The 24,390-nt window shown below is 32.9% G+C and carries 26 protein-coding genes and 1 tRNA gene; 19 read left to right on the plus strand and 8 right to left on the minus strand.

The annotated features are described in order from the left end of the window. Window positions 1-211 precede the first annotated feature (211 nt). Window positions 212-502, minus strand: a complete 291-nt coding sequence (locus KQA_RS0216590; protein ID WP_010182681.1) for a hypothetical protein — start codon at window positions 500-502, stop codon at window positions 212-214. Window positions 503-918: 416 nt separating this feature from the next. On the opposite strand from KQA_RS0216590, the gene recA reads away from it, so the two are divergent. After that, entirely contained in the window at window positions 919-1,941 is a 1,023-nt protein-coding gene (gene recA / locus KQA_RS0216595; protein ID WP_010182684.1) for a recombinase RecA, read from the plus strand. A gap of 149 nt (window positions 1,942-2,090) precedes the next feature. Here recA and KQA_RS0216600 read toward each other — a convergent pair whose 3' ends face one another. After that, on the minus strand, window positions 2,091-2,816 hold the full coding sequence (locus tag KQA_RS0216600; protein ID WP_010182685.1) for a hypothetical protein: 726 nt from the start codon (window positions 2,814-2,816) through the stop codon (window positions 2,091-2,093). 531 nt (window positions 2,817-3,347) lie between these two features. Here KQA_RS0216600 and KQA_RS0216605 point away from each other — a divergent pair. From KQA_RS0216605 to KQA_RS0216635, 7 genes are all read left to right on the plus strand, one after another. Beyond that, window positions 3,348-3,680, plus strand: a complete 333-nt coding sequence (locus KQA_RS0216605) for an arsenosugar biosynthesis-associated peroxidase-like protein (protein ID WP_010182686.1) — start codon at window positions 3,348-3,350, stop codon at window positions 3,678-3,680. A gap of 53 nt (window positions 3,681-3,733) precedes the next feature. Then, a complete protein-coding gene (arsS, locus tag KQA_RS0216610) occupies window positions 3,734-4,789 on the plus strand; it encodes an arsenosugar biosynthesis radical SAM (seleno)protein ArsS (protein WP_010182687.1) in 1,056 nt (351 codons plus the stop codon). Between the two features lie 14 nt (window positions 4,790-4,803). Then, a complete protein-coding gene (locus KQA_RS0216615; RefSeq protein WP_010182688.1) occupies window positions 4,804-5,436 on the plus strand; it encodes a TIGR04282 family arsenosugar biosynthesis glycosyltransferase in 633 nt (210 codons plus the stop codon). Next, the gene (locus KQA_RS0216620; protein ID WP_010182689.1) at window positions 5,429-6,241 is read left to right on the plus strand and encodes a purine-nucleoside phosphorylase; all 813 of its coding nucleotides are present in this window, start codon (window positions 5,429-5,431) and stop codon (window positions 6,239-6,241) included. The genes KQA_RS0216615 and KQA_RS0216620 overlap by 8 nt, the downstream gene beginning before the upstream one ends. A 120-nt stretch (window positions 6,242-6,361) precedes the next feature. Continuing rightward, a complete protein-coding gene (gene arsM / locus KQA_RS0216625) occupies window positions 6,362-7,330 on the plus strand; it encodes an arsenosugar biosynthesis arsenite methyltransferase ArsM (RefSeq protein WP_010182690.1) in 969 nt (322 codons plus the stop codon). A gap of 165 nt (window positions 7,331-7,495) precedes the next feature. Next, window positions 7,496-8,317 carry a DUF547 domain-containing protein gene (locus KQA_RS0216630; RefSeq protein WP_010182691.1) on the plus strand — a complete coding sequence of 274 codons (822 nt, stop codon included), beginning with the start codon at window positions 7,496-7,498 and terminating at the stop codon, window positions 8,315-8,317. 30 nt (window positions 8,318-8,347) lie between these two features. After that, entirely contained in the window at window positions 8,348-9,049 is a 702-nt protein-coding gene (locus KQA_RS0216635) for a TIGR04283 family arsenosugar biosynthesis glycosyltransferase (protein WP_010182692.1), read from the plus strand. Window positions 9,050-9,127: 78 nt separating this feature from the next. Here the strand turns inward: KQA_RS0216635 and KQA_RS0216640 are convergent, their stop codons facing one another. Both KQA_RS0216640 and KQA_RS0216645 read right to left on the minus strand, forming a co-directional pair. After that, window positions 9,128-10,012: an RICIN domain-containing protein gene (locus KQA_RS0216640; RefSeq protein ID WP_010182693.1), complete on the minus strand. Its 885-nt coding sequence runs from the start codon at window positions 10,010-10,012 to the stop codon at window positions 9,128-9,130. Window positions 10,013-10,295: 283 nt separating this feature from the next. After that, window positions 10,296-11,573 carry a POTRA domain-containing protein gene (locus KQA_RS0216645; protein WP_232285915.1) on the minus strand — a complete coding sequence of 426 codons (1,278 nt, stop codon included), beginning with the start codon at window positions 11,571-11,573 and terminating at the stop codon, window positions 10,296-10,298. Between the two features lie 209 nt (window positions 11,574-11,782). Between KQA_RS0216645 and KQA_RS0216650 the strand changes: the two genes are divergently transcribed. The 8 genes from KQA_RS0216650 to KQA_RS0216685 all read left to right on the plus strand — a co-directional run bounded on the left by KQA_RS0216650 (window position 11,783) and on the right by KQA_RS0216685 (window position 20,141). Continuing rightward, window positions 11,783-13,120 (plus strand): NAD(P)/FAD-dependent oxidoreductase, encoded by a 1,338-nt coding sequence (locus KQA_RS0216650; protein WP_010182697.1) that lies wholly within the window; start codon window positions 11,783-11,785, stop codon window positions 13,118-13,120. A 20-nt stretch (window positions 13,121-13,140) separates the two neighbouring features. Then, window positions 13,141-14,772 (plus strand): 4Fe-4S binding protein, encoded by a 1,632-nt coding sequence (locus KQA_RS0216655; RefSeq protein WP_010182699.1) that lies wholly within the window; start codon window positions 13,141-13,143, stop codon window positions 14,770-14,772. A 414-nt stretch (window positions 14,773-15,186) separates the two neighbouring features. After that, window positions 15,187-16,317, plus strand: a complete 1,131-nt coding sequence (gene hemW, locus KQA_RS0216660) for a radical SAM family heme chaperone HemW (RefSeq protein ID WP_029209644.1) — start codon at window positions 15,187-15,189, stop codon at window positions 16,315-16,317. 19 nt (window positions 16,318-16,336) lie between these two features. Further along, window positions 16,337-17,098 (plus strand): cyclase family protein, encoded by a 762-nt coding sequence (locus KQA_RS0216665; RefSeq protein ID WP_010182701.1) that lies wholly within the window; start codon window positions 16,337-16,339, stop codon window positions 17,096-17,098. A 23-nt stretch (window positions 17,099-17,121) separates the two neighbouring features. Next, window positions 17,122-17,748, plus strand: a complete 627-nt coding sequence (locus KQA_RS0216670) for a DUF4230 domain-containing protein (protein ID WP_010182703.1) — start codon at window positions 17,122-17,124, stop codon at window positions 17,746-17,748. 10 nt (window positions 17,749-17,758) lie between these two features. After that, complete coding sequence (locus KQA_RS0216675; protein WP_010182704.1) at window positions 17,759-18,115, plus strand: MmcQ/YjbR family DNA-binding protein; 357 nt, start codon at window positions 17,759-17,761, stop codon at window positions 18,113-18,115. Window positions 18,116-18,383: 268 nt separating this feature from the next. Then, window positions 18,384-18,465, plus strand: a tRNA-Leu gene (locus KQA_RS0216680). Window positions 18,466-18,884: 419 nt separating this feature from the next. Beyond that, window positions 18,885-20,141 carry a hypothetical protein gene (locus KQA_RS0216685; RefSeq protein ID WP_010182706.1) on the plus strand — a complete coding sequence of 419 codons (1,257 nt, stop codon included), beginning with the start codon at window positions 18,885-18,887 and terminating at the stop codon, window positions 20,139-20,141. A gap of 29 nt (window positions 20,142-20,170) precedes the next feature. Here the strand turns inward: KQA_RS0216685 and KQA_RS0216690 are convergent, their stop codons facing one another. After that, window positions 20,171-20,389 carry a hypothetical protein gene (locus KQA_RS0216690; RefSeq protein ID WP_010182707.1) on the minus strand — a complete coding sequence of 73 codons (219 nt, stop codon included), beginning with the start codon at window positions 20,387-20,389 and terminating at the stop codon, window positions 20,171-20,173. Between the two features lie 244 nt (window positions 20,390-20,633). Between KQA_RS0216690 and KQA_RS19205 the strand changes: the two genes are divergently transcribed. The 3 genes from KQA_RS19205 (at window position 20,634) to KQA_RS0216705 (ending at window position 22,476) form a co-directional block, all read left to right on the plus strand. Next, a complete protein-coding gene (locus KQA_RS19205) occupies window positions 20,634-20,927 on the plus strand; it encodes a helix-turn-helix domain-containing protein (RefSeq protein WP_010182708.1) in 294 nt (97 codons plus the stop codon). A 107-nt stretch (window positions 20,928-21,034) separates the two neighbouring features. After that, on the plus strand, window positions 21,035-22,234 hold the full coding sequence (locus KQA_RS0216700) for a hypothetical protein (protein ID WP_010182709.1): 1,200 nt from the start codon (window positions 21,035-21,037) through the stop codon (window positions 22,232-22,234). Beyond that, a complete protein-coding gene (locus KQA_RS0216705) occupies window positions 22,231-22,476 on the plus strand; it encodes a hypothetical protein (protein WP_029209645.1) in 246 nt (81 codons plus the stop codon). Before KQA_RS0216700 ends, KQA_RS0216705 begins: the two co-directional genes overlap by 4 nt. 340 nt (window positions 22,477-22,816) lie before the next feature. Here KQA_RS0216705 and KQA_RS0216715 read toward each other — a convergent pair whose 3' ends face one another. The 3 genes from KQA_RS0216715 to KQA_RS0216725 all read right to left on the minus strand — a co-directional run. Continuing rightward, window positions 22,817-23,410, minus strand: a complete 594-nt coding sequence (locus KQA_RS0216715) for a hypothetical protein (protein ID WP_029209646.1) — start codon at window positions 23,408-23,410, stop codon at window positions 22,817-22,819. A 239-nt stretch (window positions 23,411-23,649) separates the two neighbouring features. Continuing rightward, window positions 23,650-24,120 (minus strand): hypothetical protein, encoded by a 471-nt coding sequence (locus KQA_RS0216720; protein ID WP_010182714.1) that lies wholly within the window; start codon window positions 24,118-24,120, stop codon window positions 23,650-23,652. Window position 24,121: 1 nt separating this feature from the next. Further along, a partial coding sequence (locus KQA_RS0216725) for a hypothetical protein (protein WP_010182715.1) occupies window positions 24,122-24,390 on the minus strand: 269 nt, incomplete at its 5' end.

Here is a 24,390-nt window from a genome sequence, read left to right on the forward strand (position 1 = left end):
TGAAAATCCGAATAAAATGTTCTTTTTCATGATTTTTAATTTAGTTTTTTGAAATTTATATTCTGTTTAAACACAACCCCCACATTCCTTTTTACCCTATTTTTTTTTTACATTTTTTTTAAAATTTTAGCGTTCTAAATTAAAAAAGCGCGTGTATTCCCAATATACACGCGCTTTACAACTATTTAACAAAAAACCTTGCCCTATCAAATTATGGGATAACCACCTTTCCATTTAAAGTTATTCCTCCAGGACAAATATTAGGTGAGGTTACAAGTGCTTCCACTTTATGGGTACCAGAACCTAAGTAATAATTTAAAAAACTATAATCACCACGCACTACTGCTAAAACACTATGCGCTAACACTTCAGAATCTGTCAGGGTTTTTCCATTAATTTTCCAAACTATTTTTGTTACTTTTTCTGATATTTCTGTTCCCACTCTTGGCTTAATTTCTAAAAATGCCGCTCCTTTAGAAGCCGGTGCAAGATCTAAAAACAAATCATTACACGTTACATTTGTCGGAGGCACGAATGCTCCAGAAATCCCTTTTTCATGATTTTAAATTAATTTGAGTTTTTTACAATTTGTGTTATTTACCCCGAATTATGCATTAAAAAATCTAGTCCATATCGAAACCTCTACAAAATCAAAGGCTTTGCTGCATTTTTTGATTTAACCATAAGACTGCTATGCTGCAATCAAGAAAATATTCGATTTTATTGAACTTTCAATACTCGTAACGAAGTTCTAATATATAATGCAGGTTTAAGTACAACATTTTAATCCTTAGCATCCCTAATTTTTTAACATTGCTTTAATATTTAAAACTTCATAAAAACATTATACTATGCATTAAAATCGATGGCTAAATTTGTATTTTAGCCTTGTTTTGAAATTAATATGATATAAAGTGTATGAGTGCTGATAAAGAGAAAGATGCTAAATTAAAAGCCCTAGAATTAACCCTTGCCAAATTAGATAAAGCCTACGGAAAAGGAGCCGTAATGAAAATGGGAGACGCTGCAATTGTTGAAGTTGATACGATTTCAACAGGATCTTTAGGTCTCGATCTTGCCTTGGGCGTAGGGGGGTTACCACGTGGTCGTGTAATTGAAATTTTTGGACCTGAGTCATCTGGTAAAACCACCTTGACTTTACATGCTATTGCCGAGGCACAAAAAGCAGGCGGTATTGCTGCTTTTATTGATGCGGAACATGCTTTTGATCGTTTTTATGCTCAAAAATTAGGTGTTGATATCGAAAACTTAGTGATTTCACAACCAGACAATGGGGAACAAGCACTCGAAATTACCGATAATTTGATTCGTTCTGGCGCTATAGATATTGTGGTTATTGATTCTGTTGCCGCATTAACCCCTAAAAGTGAAATTGAAGGGGAAATGGGAGACTCTAAAATGGGACTCCATGCGCGTTTAATGTCACAGGCATTACGTAAACTAACATCCACAATAAACAAAACGAATTGTACTGTTATTTTTATTAACCAATTGCGTGAAAAAATTGGAGTAATGTTCGGAAACCCCGAAACGACAACCGGTGGTAATGCTTTAAAGTTTTATGCTTCAGTTCGTTTAGACATTCGCCGTTCCACTCAAATTAAAGATAGTAACGGAGAGGTTATGGGTAACAAAACCCGTGTTAAAGTAGTTAAAAACAAAGTTGCTCCTCCATTCCGTACTGCCGAATTTGATATTATGTACGGACAGGGTGTTTCCAAGGTTGGTGAAATTATTGATATCGGTGTAGACTATGAAATTGTTAAAAAGAGCGGTTCATGGTTTAGCTATATGGATTCAAAACTAGGACAAGGAAGAGATGCTGTTAAAAAATTACTTTTGGACAATCCAGAATTAATGGAAGAATTAGAAGAAAAAATTGTTGCAGCAATTAAATTTACCAAAGAGGAAGAAGCTTAAACTTACTATATTATTTTATACGATTTACTGATAAGAATTTCGTATTATTATATAACAAAGACTGCTTTGAAAAGCAGTCTTTGTTATATAATAATATGTGTTATGTGCTCAACATAAAAATTTACCCCCCCTTAAAATAAAAGGTTATTTTAGCCCCCTACTCCAACTAAATCGACTGATAAATCTACATTTACAAAAACTTCTTTTCCTTCTGCGCAAAGCGATGGAGAATTTACCACAATAGAAATTTTGTTCTTTTTATTTTCTTGTAAACCAATATATGCCTCCCAATCATTTTCTTTTTCACCATCTACCTGAAAAGCATCTAATTCTTCGCCCGAAAGCTCCTCTCCATTAACAGTCCATGTATAAGTAGCATCGGTAAGTGCCGTTAAAACTATATGTGCCTCTTTACCTGACTGTAACACATGAAAATCAACTATCTCAATATAGTCACAAAAGCTATCTTCATTTTCTTTTTCTTTTTCCTCTTTAAAGGAATCGAAACTTACATCTGCACAAATCCTTTCTAATTTACAATCACCCGCATTAGCCTTGGCAGATTCGAAACAAACTTTAAAATCGCCATTTTTTGTAAATGCATATTGAAATAACGACTTTTGTGTAGGTGCATTTGATTGTAATTCATCATTTATATACCACTTATAATCTAAATTTAAAAAATCCTCATTACTTGGCATAAAAGCTAAAAGCTCTACTATTTTTTCTTCTACTTTAATGGGAGTCACCACCACTTTCATTTCATTAAAAAGCGCACAATCAATATTTAGTTCATCTTTACTATCACAGGATACTAATCCAATAATTGATATCAATATATAGATATAATTCCTCTTTAAAATTTTAACTCTCATAATACTCCCTCTTGTTTTGGCTTAAAAACCATAGCTTAATTACAGATATAACGTTACAAAGTCAATTAACCCTACCCCTTTTTTCTTTTTTTAAAGAAACAAAAAAATACGCCCCAACAAACAACAATACATTAATAAATTAACAAAAAATCAACACATAAAATGAACACTCGCTCATTTTTAATTAAAATCATATAATAATGTACTATGGAAGGACTTCAAGTAGATAGTTTCCTTCACGACTAAAAGTCACCATCTTTTTAAACATCCATTTTTGCTCTTAACTATTAGCACTTTGGTAAATATAAATAAAGCCAAAAGCTAATAGCTCTTTGTACTATTCTTAGCTATTCCTGAGACCGATAAATAACTTTATTTAATAATTTAAATCAATTCGCACTTTCGCAAATTTTAAAATCACATCATTGCTCATTAAAAAACTCCTTACTTTGCTTACTTTAGTAAAAGTTTACTACTACTAATTGTAAGCTTTTTTAATGTAAAACGATTAATAACTAAAACAAGTATACTTTGAGTAACTATTACGACCCTGCGGATTTACGAAAGTTTGGAAAAATTAGCGATTGGAATAAAGAACTAGGCGATAAATTTTTTGACTATTATGGAAACGTTTTTAAGGAAGGAGCCTTAACAGCGCGTGAAAAATCACTAATCGCATTAGCCGTATCACATGTGGTTAAATGCCCCTATTGTATTGATGCTTATACCAAAGATGGTTTACAGAGAGGTATTACCAAAGAAGAAATGATGGAAGCTGTCCATGCAGGTGCTGCCATTGAATCTGGCGCTACATTAGTACATGGAGTACAAATGATGAATAAGTACGACAAACTTTCCATGTAATTTCTTCATCAATTTTACCTTCAAATTAGTAATTCAAATTCAATTCCCCTCTTATGGCTACAATTTCTTTACAAAAAAGAAAAAATGAACTTGCAAATGCGGAACGCCAACTAGAAATTTTAAGTAATGGAATTTTTAAAAATGGAGAACTGCCCACCTTTAAAGAAAAAATAGCTGAAATAGGTCAATTTCCTTTAAAGCCCAAAAAGCTCGAAATTTTACAAATTAATTTAGGCTACATGTGCAATCAAGTTTGCGAACATTGCCATGTAGACGCTGGTCCCGACCGAAAGGAAATAATGACCAAAGAAACCATGCAGCAATGCTTGGATGTCATACGCAATACAGGAGCTCATACACTAGATTTAACCGGTGGTGCTCCCGAAATGAATCCCGATTTTAGATGGTTTGTTGAAGAGGCCGCAAAAGCTGGAATCAAAGATTTTATTGTCCGCTCTAACCTAACTATTATTAGAGCCAATAAAAAATATTATGATTTGCCCGACTTTTTTAAAAAATACAACATACACGTAGTCTCATCCATGCCACATTGGACACGTGGAAAAACAGATAAGCAACGTGGTAATGGTGTTTTTGACAAATCCATTAAAGCCCTGCAGGAATTAAACGAAAGGGGTTATGGTATGCCCGGTAGTGATCTAAAACTTGACTTAGTTTACAATCCTTCTGGCGCATTTTTACCCGGAGATCAAATGAGTATGGAAAAGGACTTTAAAAAGGCCTTGCTCGAAGATTTTACTATTCAATTCCATAATTTATTCGCTATAACCAATTTACCTATTTCTCGTTTTTTGGATTATTTAATTGCATCCGAAAATTATGAGGATTACATGTATAGCCTTGTTGAAGCCTATAACCCAGCTGCAGTAAGCAACGTAATGTGTACCAATACCATTTCGATAAGTTGGGATGGGTATTTATATGATTGTGATTTCAATCAAATGCTTGGACTAGGAGTTGCTTCAAAAATCAAACATATTAGCGACTATAATGAAGACCTATTAAACAATCGAAACATTGTAATTTCACAACATTGTTATGGTTGTACCGCTGGAGCTGGCAGCAGCTGTCAAGGAACCGTAGCTTAACTAAAATTACACGTATGCATACCCCCAAAACTAAAAATTTACTCCTTATTTTTACTCGCAACCCCGAATTGGGTAAAGTTAAATCACGTTTAGCAGCGGATATTGGTCAACAAAATGCATTAGACATCTATATATTTTTAGTAAATTATACTCAAAAAGTAACACAGCAATTAAACGTAGATAAGCAAGTTTGGTATTCCGAATCCTTGGGTAAAAATGACATGTGGGATAGTAATGACTACTCAAAAAAATTGCAACCCAACACACCCGACTTAGGAGAACGAATGGAATATGCCTTTAATGAAGGTTTTAAAAATGGATACCAACATATCATTATTATTGGTAGTGATTTATATGATATTACCCAACAAGATATCGAAGTTGCCTTTGACAAATTACAACAAAACAATGCTGTAATTGGCCCTGCAACCGATGGCGGTTTTTATTTATTAGGACTTTCCCAACCCATTCCTAGTATATTTAAAAATAAAAACTGGGGAACCAATACGGTGTTAAATGACACATTAAATAATTTAAAAAGTTATAGTTTTGAGCAACTAACCCCTAAAAATGATGTCGATTATTTAGACGACATTAAGGAGGTAGCCGCTTTTAAACCATTTATAAAATACGTAACAAATGATTAAATTCATTAACGAAACCGCTGAATACCTTATTAGTAAGGGATTTCACAAGCCCGAAATTGGAATTATACTGGGAACTGGATTAGGACAACTAACCAATCATATTGAAGATCCCATAGAAATAAGTTATAACCACATCCCTTATTTCCCAACAGCTACTGTAGAATTCCATAAAGGAAAACTAATTTACGGCAGCATAAAGGGCAAAAAAGTAGTGGTAATGCAAGGCCGTTTTCATTTGTACGAAGGTTACAGCTTGCAGGATGTCACCTACCCAGTACGCATAATGAATGCATTAGGTATAAAAGCCTTATTGGTTTCAAACGCTGCGGGAGGCATAAACCTCAACTTTAAAAAAGGAGAGCTTATGTTAATTGATGATCACATTAATTTACAAGGAAACTCCCCCCTGGCCTTTAAAGGCGTAGAGCAAATGGGAACACGTTTTACCGATATGTGTGCTCCTTATGATAAAAATTTAAATACTAAACTAAAGGAGATTGCCAAAAAAGAAAACATTCAACTCCATCAAGGAGTATATGCGTCTGTTTTTGGACCACAACTAGAGACCAGAGCCGAATACCGTTTCTTAAAAATTATTGGCGCCGACGCCGTTGGAATGAGTACCGTTCCTGAAGTCATTGTAGCCAATCATTTAGATTTAAAAGTTGTAGCCGTATCCGTGCTAACAGACGAATGCGACCCAGACAACTTAGCACCAGTTAATATTGATGAAATTATTGAAATGGCGCATAAAGCTGAACCGCAAATGATCACATTATTTAAAAAATTAATTGCCGAATTATAACAATTAGGGAGTTCCCCTGATGAAAAATCAGGGTCGGGCTTTCGGCAGTCGCTTTTATTTTTTTCCAAAAAATAAAGAGCTCCAACAAAGCCTCAATCCCTAACTCAAAAAAAAAAGAATATGAGTTATTTAGATACCACGCACGATGTATATAAAGAAGCCGCTCTTACACCAGATGTAGGACTATGTTGTACAACTAACCCTATTTGGGAGCTTCCAGGACTTACAATTCCTAAAATAATGCAGGAAATGAATTATGGCTGCGGAAGTACTGTACACGCACGTGATCTTTCAAATAACCCTAAAATGCTATATGTAGGTGTTGGTGGTGGTATGGAGTTATTACAATTTTCATACTTTAACCGTCAAAAAGGAGGTGTAGTTGGTGTTGATGTTGTTGATGAAATGCTGGAAGCATCGCGTAAAAACTTTATTGAAGCCGAAGCTAGTAACGATTGGTTTAAAAGTGAATTTGTTGATCTAAAAAAAGGAGATGCACTCAACTTACCTGTTGAAGACAATAGCATTGATGTAGCCGCTCAAAACTGTTTATTCAACATTTTTAAAGCCGAAGACCTTAAACGCGCCATTCAAGAAATGTACCGTGTTTTAAAACCACACGGAAGGTTAGTAATGAGTGATCCAACTTGCGAACAACCCATGAACGATACCTTACGAAATGATGAGCGCCTACGTGCCTTATGCTTAAGCGGAAGTTTACCAATTGCCGAATACGTAAAAGCATTAACCGATGTTGGCTTTGGAACTATTGAAATTAGAGCACGTAAACCCTACCGTATTCTTGATCCAAAAAACTACCCAACAGATGAACTAATTTATATTGAATCCATTGAAGTAGCTGCCATAAAAGATCCAATGCCCGAAGATGGTCCTTGTATTTTTACAGGAAAAGCAGCCATTTATTACGGTGACAACGATTATTTTGATGACCAAAAAGGACATATCCTATTAAAAAATCAACCTTTAGCTATTTGCGACAAAACTGCCGCTGCATTAAAAGCTTTGGGGCGTGATGATATTTATTTTAGCGAATCTACTTTCCACTATGACGGTGGAGGGTGTTGCTAATACCTAAACACTAAGAATAGCACAAAATGCGGACAATGCTTATTGTTCGCATTTTGTTTTTTTATCAAATTTTATTACTCAAAAGTTGAACACAAAATTAAATTTGGTGTAATAATTGAAAGTCACTTCCGACAGACTAAACAGAATAATAAAAAAGAAATTAATATGAAATTTACAAATACCATACCTGCCTTTCTTTTTGTTTTTTTCGCCTTTATTCAATTAAATGCTCAAGAAAACAGACTGGCTTCTGTCGATATAAAAAACCCTATATACTCAATAAGAGCCTATACTCCAAAAGCTAAAACAAATTCAAAATACAAAAAGCAAACCTCAAAAGTTAACTACCAAATTTGGAGCACTTTATTGAAAAAAAATGTTTCTGCAACAGGTAAAGTTAACTATAAAGGTTTCCAAAATGACATAAAAAAATTCAACGAATTTTTAAGACTTTTATCGAACACTAGAATTGATGGTACATGGAGCGAATCTGACAAAATATCCTATTGGATTAATGTCTATAATGCCTTTACCGTAAAATTAATTGTAAACAATTACCCCGTTTCCAGTATTAAAAATATAACTAACCCTTGGAAACAAAAATTCTTTATTATTAATGGTAAATCAATGAATTTAAGTCAAGTTGAGCATGAAATTTTACGAAATTTCAACGAACCAAGAATCCATTTTGCTATAAATTGTGCTTCGGCCTCATGCCCAAGGCTAATTCAAATCCCATATACTTCCGAAAACTTAGAGCGTTTATTAGAACGTCAAACTACCGAATTTATTAATGATCCATTTTACAATACCATTACAGACTACACTGTAAATGTTTCTAAATTATTTGACTGGTATAAAAAAGATTTTAAAGCAAAATCCGGAACGGTTATCAACTTTATCAATCAATATTCAAAAGTAAATATTAACAAACAAAAAGAACGAGGATACAAGTCTTACGATTGGTCAATAAACGCAACAAAATAATAGTATTTTTGCCATAGTAAAAAACAAGCCTTGAAATTAACCATAATCATACCCGTATATAATGAAGCAGCTCATATTAATGAGTTGCTTTTTTATTTAAAAAACAACCTTAAACAGCCTACAAACACCCATATTTTAGTAGTTGATGGCGGGAGTACCGATAACACACCGCAGCTAGTAAAAAATAACTTTAGTAGCGACAACAACATCACTTTATTAAATTCACCTAAAGGACGTGGAGCACAGATGAACTTTGGAGCAAAGCATGCCAAAGGAGAAATCTTGTATTTTTTACATGCCGACAGTTACCCTCCTCCCTTTTTTGATCAACTTATATACAATGAAATCTCAAAAAAGAACTTAGCAGGTTGTTTTAAAATGAAATTTGATCACACGCACTGGTGGTTACGCTTGGCCGGTTGGTTTACCCAATTTAATTTAAAATTTTTTAGAGGCGGAGATCAATCATTATTTATACAAAAAGAATTATTTAACCAACTCGGAGGCTTTCCCGAATTACATCCTATTTTTGAAGATTTTAGTTTAATTCGAAAATTATACAAACAAAATGAATTTGTAGTCATCCAACAATCAATTACCTCATCATCCCGCAGGTATACCGAAAATGGTATTGCCAAATTACAATATCATTACTGGATGATGTATTTAAAAAAATGGTGTGGTGTCCCTACCGATCGTTTAGTAATTTATTATAAAAAAAATGTTAGATAAACCTTCATTAATTTTCATAAAAAAGGGAAGGTTTTTTTATGAAAACCCTCCCTTTTTTACAATTCCATCTGTGTTAGACTACCTAACAACTATACTTTTAAACGTTAATTGTTCACCATTACTTAATCTTATAGCAACATAACCCGTAGGATTTCTACTAGTGGGTCTTCTTAAGCTAAGTGGAACCTCTGTTACGCCTACTTTAAGATTTACGTTTCTTGATGCTATAACAGCACCAAACTGGTCTGTTACCCTAACTGTTACATTATTAATTGCTACGTTACTGGTTATAAAAGCAGTAGTACGTCTCCCTCTAGTTGGATTTGGAGCTACCATTAAACTCACCGATGTTGCTTCAACAAAAGCTGATACCGACCATTGTTGAGAGGTATTAAAACCTGAAGAATTTTGTTGCACTAATCTATTATCACTATTCACTGATAAGAACTTCCCTGTAAGTACATTTCTAAATCGAGTTGCATTTCCAGAACCTTCAACATTCCATAATTGTCCTCGATTACTACTATTTACTGCTTGTTGTAATGGTATTGAGTTTGCTCCATCAACTCCTATTGCGTTGTTTGACACTGCATTTACTATTTGTACTGTATTGTTCCCAACAGTAACTAATCTCCAAGTCTGAAAATCTTTGGTACGTGCTGTTCTTAACACACTTCGAGCTGTTTTAGCTACCAAACCATCACCCACATTGGTAAAAGGTGTTTGCGTTATAGACCTACCAGCTTGACCTAAAAAACGTGAACGCTCAGAAAAATCTATTGATGCCAACTCACCACTTCCATTATTTGTAATGGTAAACTGTCGATTAGGATCAAAATTGGCACCTTGTTCCTCTGATGAAGACACGGTTGCATAAGAACTAAATCCTATTAAAAAGGATAACAAAAATAATGTTTTAGTAAAAAGCCTACTTGATTGCGTAATTTTTAATTGCATTTTCATGACATAAATATTTAATTAATTAAAGTTGAGAATTCAAGGACTCACAGTGTTGATGAAAGCCCTACCCAACTCTAAATTAGATAGTTATTGTCCAAAATACATATCTTAATTGTTAATCTTTCACTAAAATACCCTCTTCTGTAATCTATTTACTACGCATGTAAGAAAACGATTTCGAATATCAAACATATTCCCTAAAAAAAGTTATGCTTTGAAATTCCAAAGCATAACTTTTTATCGTGTTCATTCTAGATTCTAAAAATAATCTTGTTTCAAGTCCAGATTAAAAATACTGTCCTATACCAAATACTAAACCATTATCCCCATTCCCAGTAATATTGACACTATAGTCAAAACGAACTACTGCATTAAAAATCCGTTTGTGTATAAATCTAACTCCAATACCTGGATAAGCGCGTAAAGTCTCCTTTTCAAAAATATCTCCATAATCTTTATTAGGCCTTTGCACTCCACTAACATCAAAAAAAGTATTTCCTTGTATTACAAACCACCCTTTTTCTAGTAAAGTATGCCTGTATTCTGCATTTAAAGCAATCAAACTTGTTCCTCTATCAACAGTATTACCAACTCCGCGTGTATTTAATTGATTATCTATTGTAAGTGGCACAAAAGGAGTATCATCAACCGGATTACTAAATTTCAACTGTAATTGAGTTGCTAAATTCCCTTGTGTACCAACTCTTTTATAAAATTGCGTGGTGTTATTTATAATATATTCTGTTTGTAAAAAACCTTCACCTCCTATAAAATAACTAACATCCGTAAAATTTCTAACTCCAGATAAATTTTGGTAATTAATATCGATATCTACATACTCATAAGATCCTCTAATAAAAGCCTTATCTAACTCCGGTTCTACAAAATCTGTTACTCCTTCATTCTCGGGATCTCCTTGAATCACTTTATAACTTTCATTAAAAATTTTAGCCCCTAATTCGAAACGATTATTAAAATTATGCTCATAAAAAAGGGTCACCTCTGGTCCCTTTCTGGTAAAAATATAATTCACTTGTTGATCTGGAAAATAAATAGGCTGTTGCGTACTGTCATCCTGATAGTTAAACCCTAGACCCAACTTATTAGTAAACAAATAAGGATGTTCTAAAAATATTCCAAAGGAGTTAAATACTTCTCGTTTATAAAAACCTCCAAAAATAATATTCCGTCCCAAACCATTAAATTCGAATAACGAAGCCCTAAATGAAAAATCTCCATTATTCGCCTCTCCAATTCGCAATCCAGGAATTATACTAAAATTCTCTTTTAAATCATAGTTTACTTTATAACCATCGTTTAGTTGTTCAACAGTGTAAGTGGCATGTGCTATTCCATCCAATCGCTTAATACGTTCAATATCTGTTTGAATTTTTAAACTATCTAACTCACTATTCACTTTCACTTTTGCAATGCGATACAAAAAACTAGCTTTTGTTTTTTTATTTCCCGAAAAACTTAACTCATTTATTTTTAGTCCTTGAGCAAAAGATGACACTACACTAGTGAGTAATACTACTAAAAAAACTCTAGCCTTCATATCCATATAAATCATATTTAGTTTGTTAAAAACCATCCTTGCATAAGTCGAGAATGTTCCTACATGATTACGTCCTTGTCGAAAGCCCGAGGATAAAATTACTTAAGTCACCTACTTTATAATTTTTCTAAATTACCTCCTACTTTTTAAGTATTGTGATTTGTTATCGACATATTCCCTAACTTAATAACAGTAATAAATTAAGACTCACAACTATGGAACACGTAGTCATTATAGGCAATGGAATTTCGGGTATTACTGCTGCTCGGCATATCAGAAAACTTTCTGATAAAAAAATCACAGTAGTCTCTACTGAAACGGATTACTTTTTTTCGCGTACAGCACTTATGTATGTCTATATGGGTCATATGAAATTTGAACACACCCAACCCTATGAAAATTGGTTTTGGAAAAAAAATCGTATCGAATTAAAGAAGGGATTTGTTCAGCATGTGGATACCACTACGAGTAGTCTTCATTTTTCAGATAATAGCATCTTAAATTATGACAAACTAATTATTGCTACAGGATCAAAACCTAACAAATTTGGGTGGCCTGGACAAGATTTAAACGGTGCTCAAGGCTTATATTCAAAACAAGATTTGGATATGCTTGAAAAAAACGCTCCTAATAATAAAGTTTGCAAACGCGCTGTAATAGTTGGAGGCGGATTGATCGGTATTGAAATGGCAGAAATGCTATTAACGCGAGATATCCCAGTAACATTTTTAGTTAGAGAAGATAGTTTTTGGAATGGCGTATTACCTGCCGGGGAATCCGATATGATCAATAGACACATTCGAGAACACCATATTGACCTACGCTTAGGTGTAAACCTAAAAGAAATTAAAGATGACGGGAATGGAAATGTAAAAAGCATTGTTATTGCCGAAACTGGCGAAGAAATTGAATGTAATGTAGTGGGACTTACCGCTGGTGTATCCCCTAATATTGATTTTTTAAAGGAATCTGCTATAGAAACTGGTCGCGGTATTAAAGTAAATCGTTTTTTAGAAACCAATATTAAAAATGTATATGCCATTGGTGATTGTGCCGAACAACACGAAGGCATTGGCCAACGCCGACCTATAGAAGCTGTTTGGTATACTGGTCGTATGATGGGGGAAGCCTTAGCACGAACAATTTGTGGCACACCAACTAAATATAATCCCGGACATTGGTTTAACAGTGCTAAATTTTTAGATATCGAATACCAAACCTATGGTTGGGTATGGGCACAACCCAAGGATGGTGAAACCAATTTTTATTGGGAACATGCCGATGGAAATAAATGCATTAACATCAATTTTAATAAAAATACCAACAAATTTATAGGTATTAACACATTCGGGATCCGAATGCGACATGAAATTTTTGACCGATGGCTTACCCAAGAACAAACCGTGGATCATGTTTTAACACATTTAAAGGACGCCAATTTTGACCCAGAATTTTATAGTCAATACGAAAAAGAAATTGTAGCTAAATACAATAGCGAAAACAATAAACAACTTAAAGTAAAATCAAAAAGCTGGAAACGCATTTTTGCATAAATAAATAAGCATCAAAAGACATGAAAGCAATTAAATATACAGGTCTAGCAATTTTTATTGCTGCACTAAGCATTTTTACAGCCACTTTATTTCTGGGAGATTTTAAGGCTTCTAAAAGCACTATAAATGAGTTTATAGAAACTAAAGGAATAAAAAGTGAACTATTAAAGAAAGAATTACTCACTGTTATTTCTGATACAAAATTCAATAATAGCATTGCATTTTCTTCAGCGATTAAAACTGCTATAAACAAATCAAACAGTTATTACGATGCATTAATTGAAAAATATGACTCAGAAAAAAATTGGGATAAAAAAGGAGAACAATTCCAATACAAGGTGAGTAATGTTGGAGGAATAACATACGACTTAGCTAAAAAATCTGGAAAAGGATTCGTTGTTGAAAATCGAGGCTTATTATGGTGGCTTACTTTTGGAATGGGTATTATTGGAGCTCTATTATTTATATTGCCAAACCTTATTTTATTAGGGAAACCCGGAATTAAAAATGATCATATTTATCACAATGCAGCTACTAGTCGGGGCTGGATCGCCTGGGGTGTTATGATCTATTTAGTTATATTTTACTTACTACTTTACTTTGCTCCTTATTATGTAGTCAATTGGACCTTTATCTTAGATCCTATTAGCAAAGCTTTAAACGGAGGGCCAGCAAGTCAATGGTTTGTGTATGGATTTTTATACTGTGTTATTATGATTGTTATGGGTGTACGTATGTATATCAAATATCGCCATAATAAATATCAAATCATGAGAACAACATCGGTATTGTTCTTTCAAATTGTATTTGCCTTTTTGATTCCTGAAATTATGACTAGCTTAAGTATGCCTGGTTACGACTTCAAGAATGCATTCCCTTTAGATTATGATTTCTTTTTTGAATGGAATTTAAAGAGTTTAACAAGTAGTGGTGGTATTGGATTATTTATATTGGTTTGGGGTATTGTTCTTACCTTAGTAGTTGTTCCTTTAATGGTGTATTTCTTTGGAAAACGTTGGTATTGTTCATGGGTATGTGGTTGCGGAGGATTGGCCGAAACTTTAGGTGATCCCTACCGTCAAAACTCCAACAAATCCCTTTTAGCATGGAAAACTGAACGCTGGATTATTCATGGTGTATTAGCACTTTCGCTAATTATGACATTGGTTACTTTGTACTGTTATTTTTCGGGAGCCGATTCATTTATTGGTATTAAGTCACAGTGGATAAAAGATACCTACAGCTTTTTTATAGGAGCTTGGTTTGCTGGAGTTATCGGAACAGGGTTTTATCCTATTTTTGGGAATCGTACTTGGTGTCGTTTTGGTTGTCCGTTAGCCGCTTATCTTGGGTTGGTACAACGCTTTAAATCTCGTTTCCGTATTACAACTAATGGAGGACAGTGTATCTCATGTGGTAACTGTTCAACTTATTGCGAACAAGGTATTGATGTCCGTGCTTACGCTCAAAAAGGTGAAAACATTGTACGTTCGAGCTGTGTAGGCTGTGGTATTTGTTCTGCGGTTTGTCCTAGAGGTGTATTAAAACTTGAAAATGGTCCTGAAGAGGGTCGTATCAACCCAACCGAAGTGTTACTGGGTAATGATGTCGATTTAATTGAATTGGCTAAACAGAACCGTAAAGCTTCATAACTTTTTTAAAGAATATTTCTTTACAAATAAACAATCAAAAAACGGTGCTATCTAATGATTATAGATAGCACCGTTTTTTTATACTATTAGTTTTTTTGGATTCATTAAATCATACGATTAACGGATAAATATGTTGAATTATTTTTTGCTAGTCAAAGGCAAAAAATTAAAAAATAGCCTTAGTTATTCTTTCATTTTTTAACGCATGAATTGTAAAAAAGAAACAAGATATTTATACGAAATATTTATTCGTTAATCGTATTAATTCCTGAATAACAGAATTGACCAATAATAGTTATTCAACTCGAATTATATAGTAGAAATTCTATTCCGTATGGAAGTGCTATTGCATAATTCGGGTTAAACTTGTTTTAGCAAGTATCAAAGTATACTTTTGCAATAAATACACCGATTATTTCAGGCATTTATATTCATATTCCATTTTGCAAAAAAGCATGTCATTATTGCGATTTTCATTTTTCTACTTCTTTTAAAAAAAAGGAAGCCATTATAGCTGCCTTATGTTCCGAAATTAAACTAAGAAAGCATGAATTAAACGATGATCGCATACAGACTATTTATTTTGGAGGAGGTACACCCTCCGTCTGTAGTACATCGGAAATTAATCAAATTATTGAAACAATTTATACCCATTATAATGTTTCAAAAAATCCAGAAATCACTCTTGAGGCCAATCCCGATGACTTATCCGAAGAAAAAATAACCGATTTAGCTAGCACTAAAATAAATAGGTTAAGCATTGGAGTACAATCCTTTTTTGAGGAAGACTTACAGCTTATGAACCGAGCACATAATGCTCAAGAAGCACTAAATTGTTTACAAATAGCAAAAAAACAATTCACTAATATTTCTATAGATTTAATTTATGGGATTCCCGGAATGAGTAGTAATGAACGTTGGAAAAAAAACTTAGAAATTACGATCGCTTTAGGCTTACCTCATATTTCCAGTTACGCCCTTACTGTTGAAAAAAATACTGCCTTAGAAAAGTTAATTAAAAAAGGCACTATTGCCCCTGTTAATGACGCTACTGCAGAAGCGCATTATCAAATATTAACAGCTACATTAGAAAAAGAAGGCTATACCAACTACGAGTTTTCTAACTTTGGCAAACCCAACTACTTTAGCCAAAACAATACCGCCTATTGGCAAGGTAAAAAATATATAGGCATTGGACCTTCGGCGCATTCATTTGATGGCATACATCGGAGCTGGAATATTGCAAACAACACCTTATATATTAAAGGAATACAATCCAACAAACGCAATTTTGAAACTGAAACCTTAACCTCAACCGACCGTTTTAATGAATATATAATGACTGGGCTACGTACTATTTGGGGTATTTCATTACTAAAAATAGCCACCGACTTTGGTCAACATTACTTAAAACACCTTAAAAATCAAAGCCAAGCACATTTAAAAAATGGACTGCTAGAAATAAAAAACGAACATTTACATATAACAAAAAAAGGAAAATTTTTAGGCGATGGTATTGCAAGTGATTTATTCTTCCTAAATTAGACATTTCAACTTACTTCTTATGAAGATTACACTTAGTATTGGAGGAAAAGAATATCATGCAGATACTAACCTCCCTTTAGACATTTCAATTGCATTACAATCGGGTGTTGAAAACCCAAATGCTTGGTATATACCGCCACCAGTTATTGAAGCCGAATACAATGAAGAAGAAGAATGGGTAGGCTCTGTTGCCGAAGGAGGTCCTGTTAACTTTAACCATATTAGTTTTAATCCACACGCTCATGGAACTCATACAGAATGTGTAGGCCATATAACCTCGAAAAAAAACAACATACTCCATAGTTTAACAACTTCGCATTTTATTGCTGAACTTATTAGTGTTGCTCCTATAAAAGTTGGGGAGGATCGACAAATAAATAAAGAACAATTAGAAGAATATGCTGATGAATTAGAAGGAAAAGATGCTATTATTATACGTACTGTTCCAAATTCTAACATTAAAAAAACACAACAATACAACCATACCAATTGGCCTTATTTAACTGAGGAAGCCGCTGCTTACATAGCTAGTTTAGATATCAAACACCTTTTAATTGACCTCCCTTCTGTTGATAAAGAAAGAGATAACGGAAAATTATTGGCACACAAAGCATTTTGGAAATTCCCAAAAAACACACGTAAGCAGGCTACGATTACTGAGTTAATTTATGCCCCCGATCAAATTATTGATGGCACCTATTTACTCAATCTTCAGATTGCTCCTTTTGTTAATGATGCTAGTCCAAGTAGACCAGTACTTTATGCGCTAAACAATAAATAGTAATAGTTTTGTAACTTTAATTTATGGAATTACTTTTTATAGGACTTATTGCAGGTACTATTTTAGCTTACCTTATTTTTGCGCGCTTTCAATGGGTTGGAAAAAAAAAGCGCACAGCAACTCAAGCTGTTGTTTTAAAAGATAAAATAAAACAAGTCTGTAAATTAATTTCTGTTGAGGGTGATTTTGCCGAAATTTATCATTACGAAAGTGTAAAAGAAAAATTTTTTGATGTGCTATTAGGAAAAAAGAAAGCACTCATTTTAATTGACGCCAAGGCACATGTAGGCTTTAACCTTTCCAAAATAAACATAGAATCGGATTCAAAAACAAAAACCTTAAAACTCACCCATTTTCCGCAACCAGAGTTATTAACTATTGAAACAGATTTTAAATACTATGACAAAAAGGAAGGCTGGTTAAATCCGTTTACTTCAAATGATTTAACCGAAATTAATAAAGAAGCCAAACAATACATTATTGATAAAATACCACAGAGTGGCCTAATTAACGAAGCAAGAAAAGAGGCTTTAAAAACCATACTATTAGCAGAAAGCCTAGCGGCATCCATAGGCTGGAAAATTGATTATACAGCCTTAGAGCTTGCCAATATAGAGGAGCCTGACAAAAAACAAATCCTTATCGACTAAAATTAGCACTATGGATATTGAAACTTACAGGAATTACTGTTTAAACAAAAAGGGGGTCTCGGAATCCTTCCCTTTTGATGAGGCCGTTTTGGTATTTAAAGTGCTTAACAAAGTTTTTGCTTTAGGAAATATAAATAGTCGTCCTTTAAAAATTAATTTAAAATGCGATCCCGAAAAAGCTATTACATACCGGGAACACTACCCAGAAATCACCCCGGGGTATCACATGAATAAAAAACACTGGAACACCGTAGATTTCCAAGGTAGTATTCCAGATAAAATCCTATATCAATTAGTTGATCATTCGTATGATTTAGTAGTTTCAAAACTGACCAAAAAACAAAAAGAAGCCCTAAACGAACTTTAACCCGAATTATGCATTAAAAAATCTATTACGTCTGCGATCTACTTCAAATACTATCGAAAACTGTATTTTTTAATTTAACCATAACGGTGCTATGCTGAAATTAAGAAAACACTAGTATTTATTGAATATCACAGCCTCATGACAAAGTTTCAATGCATAATTCGGGTTTAACTTTAATAAGTTTTATTTTTTATTATCAAAATAGAAAAATATTCCTATATTTGCACTCGCAAAACAGTAGTCCTAAGTAAACTGTTAGCATTTTAAAGCGGGCGTGGTGGAATTGGTAGACACGCTAGACTTAGGATCTAGTGCTTCACGGCGTGGGAGTTCGAGTCTCCCCGCCCGCACAACATAGGATAAGCCGACTTTAACGAGTCGGCTTTTTTTGTGCGGTTTAAACATAGTTTAAACATTTTCCTATAATAGGGTCAATAAATAGCTGCTAAATAGAAAGAGGAGACTCTAAAAAAGAATATTTTTCAAATTAGTTGTTTTTTAATCTTGTCCGAACCCGCCGATAAAATATTTAATTCTTCAAAAAATAATTTCACCTGTCTATTGTTACAGTTAATTGATTTCCAGGTAAATAAATATTTTAATTATTGATTATCAGTATTTTATGAATTTTTATGATCAATTCGCAACAATACTTGTAATATACTCGTAATCAATAGAGTTATATTATTATCCCGGAAACGTTTAAGGAATCTATTTTTGGTTTAGTTTTTGGTGCCTATAAAAAACAACCAACTAAACGACTAACTGAATGAAGCAACTTCATGTTTTTTATCGAATTTTCCATGACGACCTTATCCCTTCACCAACAATAAATGAAAAACAATTAGCAGAATACAAAAATTATATCGAAGACAATCTGGCTTATGATGATTGTTGTAAATTATTTGAATTAAATGATTACGATATTAAATTTCGATTTTATGAACTGCTGCTAAAAAACAATATCGGAAACTTTAAATCTTGGTTATATCAACAAGTTTTTGTCGAAATGGAAGATGAACAATCCATTAAAAAGCTGATTAAAAAATGCCAAGTATACATCAAAACCCATTTAGATAAAATTAGACTACAATGCTTATCAGACGATGATCATAAAACGGTATTTACTATTTCAGAATCTAAAACTGTGGTGGATATTTACAAGCTTATTTATCAAAGTTTTGTTTCATTGCATGACTACCTGGAGAATACTTTTAATTATTATTTGGATGAGCATATTGTAGTGCCTTGCAAACAACGAAAACAGTTTATTGAGAAATACAAAGTGCCTGCCTTGAATATTCTTCGAAGCATTGAACATTTTAATGCCAGTCCCAAAATAATAACTCAGATCACCGAAGTATTGCATCGGTTTTTAAATGATGATTTTACCAAGTTCACATATTCACAAATGACTTATTGTGAGGCTTTCTTTTCAAAACTAGAAAATTTTATTTGCCATGCTACAAACAAAACCGAGGCAGAATTACTGATAGTATTAGTGCAATTTAATTTTAACAGAATAGGGGTATTCCATTATTTGCTTACCAGTTTTCGCTCTAATCTGAATAGATATTCCTCCAGGACAGATAAGTTATTGTATTTACATAAACGCTTAAAGCATTACAATCAAATGCAAGTGTGTTCAAAATGTAGTTATAACAAAAAATCAAAGCCACTACACGTGCTTTGTATTGAGTGGTTAGAGCATGAAATTGAAACCCTTTCCATACTCACTCCTTCAGTTAAAGAAACAGAAAATGGCACTATCTTAAATTCAAAAATAAGTATTGATTTATCAGTAGGTGAGATAGCTTTAGTCCTCAAACTACTTCAGGATACTAAATTAATTAGCGCGTCTAAATCCACAATGTTTCGAGGTATTTCCAATACTATAAAGTCTAAAAATGCAGCTGCTATATCACCAAAAAGTTTGAGTAATAATTATTATGATATTACAGCATCAAATAAGAAAAGTATACAGATTTTGTTGGAGCAAATGTTGAGTAAATTGGATAGTTTATAACTTACTACTAGTTAATAAATCACTATCAATTAATCTTCAATTAGTAAATGAAGACACTGATGCTCATCTAATATGTTGAGTAATTCTTCCATAAAATGAACAGTAAATCCCGGCATATTTTGTAGTCGGGAAACGCCAAGTATAACCACTTCATGTAAATTTTGAAATTCTTTTTCTATCAAAAAAGCACTAAAAGCTTCCGATAGGGGAGTCTTTTTTATTGATTCTGTCAAAATTGGAGGTGGCATTTTGGGGAAGTTTTATGCTGTTATTTAGGAGTTTAAAGGTCGATAAATTCCTAAATAAAAAAAAGTTTAATTTAATTTCATTCGCAGGGTCCTTTAAAACAAGACTTCTTTCTTTTAACACAGGGGTGGTACCATGACTTCCCACTGTTTTTGCATGTTGTTAATGTTTCTATTTACACAAAATAACAAAACAAGCTTCAAAAAGCTGTAAACAGAAATAAGAATCCTTTAAATAAAAAACATCATGGAAGTAATCGTTTTTGAATCGGAAGCATACAAGGCACTACAAAGAGAATTAATGCAACAAATGCATTCCATTATTAAAAATGCCAAAGAAGAAGCCCTTCGAAATGCCGACCCAGCACAAGATTGGATTAGTACCGACGAAGCCAAAAAACTACTCGGTGTAAAAAGTAAAACCAAAATGCAAGAATTGCGTGATATGGGCGAGTTAATTTTTTCTCAATCGGGAAGAATTATTAAATATTCTAAAACAAGTATTCTGAACTATTTGAATAGAAATATCCCTGAATACTAAATAAACAGGAAGTATTCTGCTCCAAAGCATAACAAACAGAAATATAAAAACTATAGAAAAGTAGCTTGCTACACAAATTTTAACCATTGTCAAATAAGCTTTTGTTTATGAACCCTAACCATATTGCTCCTACCCCTAAAATGCATCTTGATTTTGGAACTGTTTTTAAAAATACTAAGCAGTATATTGATCAGTACAACAAAAAGCAACCTAAACTAACAGATAGGCTTAACGCGAACCATAGAGCTACCGCAGAATTAATAATCCGCTTGTATGCCAAACAAATTAATAAGTCTGCAATAGAAATAAGCATTGCAGAGCGCTTACCAGGTTTAAAAACGTATAATCCAAGTTTAGCTTCCTGCAAAGGTTGCACGGTTCGCACTATAATAAACCACAAACAACGTTTGCTCCAATCAGGTTTTTTAATAGAAGACATACACCGAGGAGCAGATGGCGTGGAATTAAAGATCAATCCTGTAGTGCTAAATAAGCTAAAGATATCCACACAAGTAGATGATAAGACTCAACAAATAACACCTTTAGCCTCTTTTTTTAAGGGAAGAGTGAAAAATTTGCACCCATTAGTTCATGTACAACAAGAACATTTAAATAATAATAGCCCTGTTGATAAGTTGATAACTCCACAACAGCCAGAAAAAAAAGAAAAGGAAGTATTTGTTAGCTCCGCTACAGGAACACCTCAAGAACATGACAAGAACAAGGAGGAAAGCGCTATTTTCACTCCGAAAGATCAAACCAAGGTCAATGGAGTGGAACGCGCTTTTTTACTACAATTAGTGCGCCAATTTTGGGGTTATTCAAAAAAGAGCCTCTATCCAAGCCAAGTTTTTACAGAGGCCGAAAACACCGAAATTTTAAATCACATTTGGCGATCCGTTTTTCAGCGATTCAAACTGGAAGGAAATAAAAAACAATGGGAGAATTATCAAGAAATGCTTTTAAAGCGAATGGATATGGTGGCTAGGTGGTTAAAACGAAATCCAAAACATTGGATTCCAGCACCGCATTTATATTTTAATGAAAATAATATCAAAAACGGATTTGATAAAACTTGGTCGTGGTATGTAAAGCAAGAGCATCAAAAGAAAGAAATTCGAAATCAATTGCTAATTCAAGCTGTGGATCACGAATGGAAACAACACAAAAAAGGACAAGGAAAACACAAGTTTAAAACACGTTTTGAGCTGTATCGTTTACAATGTAAACGCCTATCAAAATATAAGGATAAACAGCTCCTAAATGCCTATGAACAATGTTTACATCGAAATTTGTTTACGTTATGAATTCATCCAACAGTTCATTAACAAAATGCATCATTTGGTTTTACGATGGAAACATACGCACTTTTTATTCTTTTGATAAATCTCATGCCAAAGCCAAACCAAATAAAGCACTTGGTATACGCAGATTAACCAAAATGATCAACCAGACTTTTAAAGGAAAATATGAAACCGCTATTATTTATGGAAATTTAGGTAATGGTGTTGAGATTGCTAAGTATAAGCACGGGGTTAGGGTGTTGTAAAAAAAAACTCACTTCTAGGGAATTGTAATTTTAAATCATTTATTACAATTTTCGCAATATATTTTTCTTAAGTAAAAATCCTTAAGCAATTGAAATGTAATGCCATGTTCTGTTTTGTGACTATCAAATAATATATAGAAACGTTTTTTATTCTTATCAAAAGCATTTAGCATAACTGCTCTGTAAATATTTGATTGCAATGCTATTTTAGAACGGGACATATAATGTAAAAAAACCGAAGTTTTAAAAAAGCTTCGGTTTTTTTATAACTATTATTTTACACTCTGTATACGTACGGAATACAATTAATACCGATCTATCATATCTGAGTGATAGGGGTCTAATTAGATGAAGAGTAAATAGCTTCTATTAAATTATCTCCCGCAAAAAACACACCATCCTCATCTCCAAAAAAGCTGACAAACATGCATTTTTTATATTTTTTTAAATGCTCTGGTCTTTTAGATAAATTTTGTGTAAATGAATCAGGAAAAGATACTTTCAAATCATTGAAATCTCTTCCTACCTTTATCTCATTTTGAATTATAAATTTATTATCTACAATAAAAAACTTGTGAAGTATACCATCCCATACATCAAATACAGATTCACCATAATAATATTTATAATGGATACCATTTCCTGAACCATAAAAATTTTCTAGTTTTTCAACTTTATTAGGCTTTCCTAATTTACTTTCTAAATCTTTTATCGTTGATTTAGTTAAAGTAAGTCCATTAATTTTAATATTTTCATTTAAAATGTTAAATGGAATATTACTTTTAGGGTTAACAGCTTTAGTAATATTTACTTTTGGTGTGTCAATAATGGTTGTGGCGACTTCACCTTGTTTTAAATTTTCTGTTTTAATACTTGTCTTTTTGCTTTTAGAGCAGCTAAATAATATCAAACATATTAATGCTAGTTTTTTCATAATTATATATTTTATTCGCAATCAGTTGTGATTTTACCGTTTGTAGTATTAATATCGCCAGCAATATAAAGACTAGGATCAACTTTTTCCCAAGAACCATTAGGTGTTTACAAAAAGAAAACTCTTTCGACCTTATTGATACCTATATCAGAGATACTAAAACAAACATCCCCAAAGCTTTTGCAAGCTTTGGGGATGTTTGTTACTGAACTTCTAATTTTAAATCTAAATCTTTTCAATTAGAGTGGGGTATAATATTTTAAATTCATTTGTAAAATATTACTGGTTGTAAGATATATTTCTATTTCAACACTATCATAAAGCTTAGTAGATGTTCCTAGTCTTAATCCAACTGGATCTTTTTCAATATCTATTTCATTTGTCTCTAACTTTTTATAAACACTTTTTAATACATCTTTATCTTTAATTTTATCATCCAAAATAACATGAAAATTTTGTTTACAAAATGCCAGAATATCAAGATTTTTAGAATTATCAATTTTAATCTCAAAATCATAATTATCTCCAAAATGGAGTTCACTTTTAATCTCGTTATGTTTAGATTTTATAGATTCAATTTTAATGCTTTGAAATTTTTCTTCATTATTAATCTTAATAGGCTCAATGTTATTCGTGTTAACATTGGCTTCGATCTTTTTCTTGCAAGAAAAAGATCCTAAAACCAATAAAGTCAATAGTATTTTTTTCATTTTAGTTATATTTTTTTAGTGTACAGTTTTTAACTTTTATTTCAATATGATAGGCTGGGTCTGTACTATTACCAGGATATAAAATTCTTGAGATGTCTCCATTACTTACAGCACGTTCAATGGCTTCTACAAATTTAGCCTTTTTACCGAGAGGGATACTACTCGGTCGTATATCAAACACAGTTAAAATATTTGGATCGGCAGAATGTTTTTGAGACAGTACTTGGGCCAAGTTCGTTAATTTTATCTTCCATTGCTTGTTTAATACTT

This window comes from Aquimarina agarilytica ZC1, assembly GCF_000255455.1.
GTDB classification, from domain to species: Bacteria; Bacteroidota; Bacteroidia; order Flavobacteriales; family Flavobacteriaceae; genus Aquimarina; species Aquimarina agarilytica.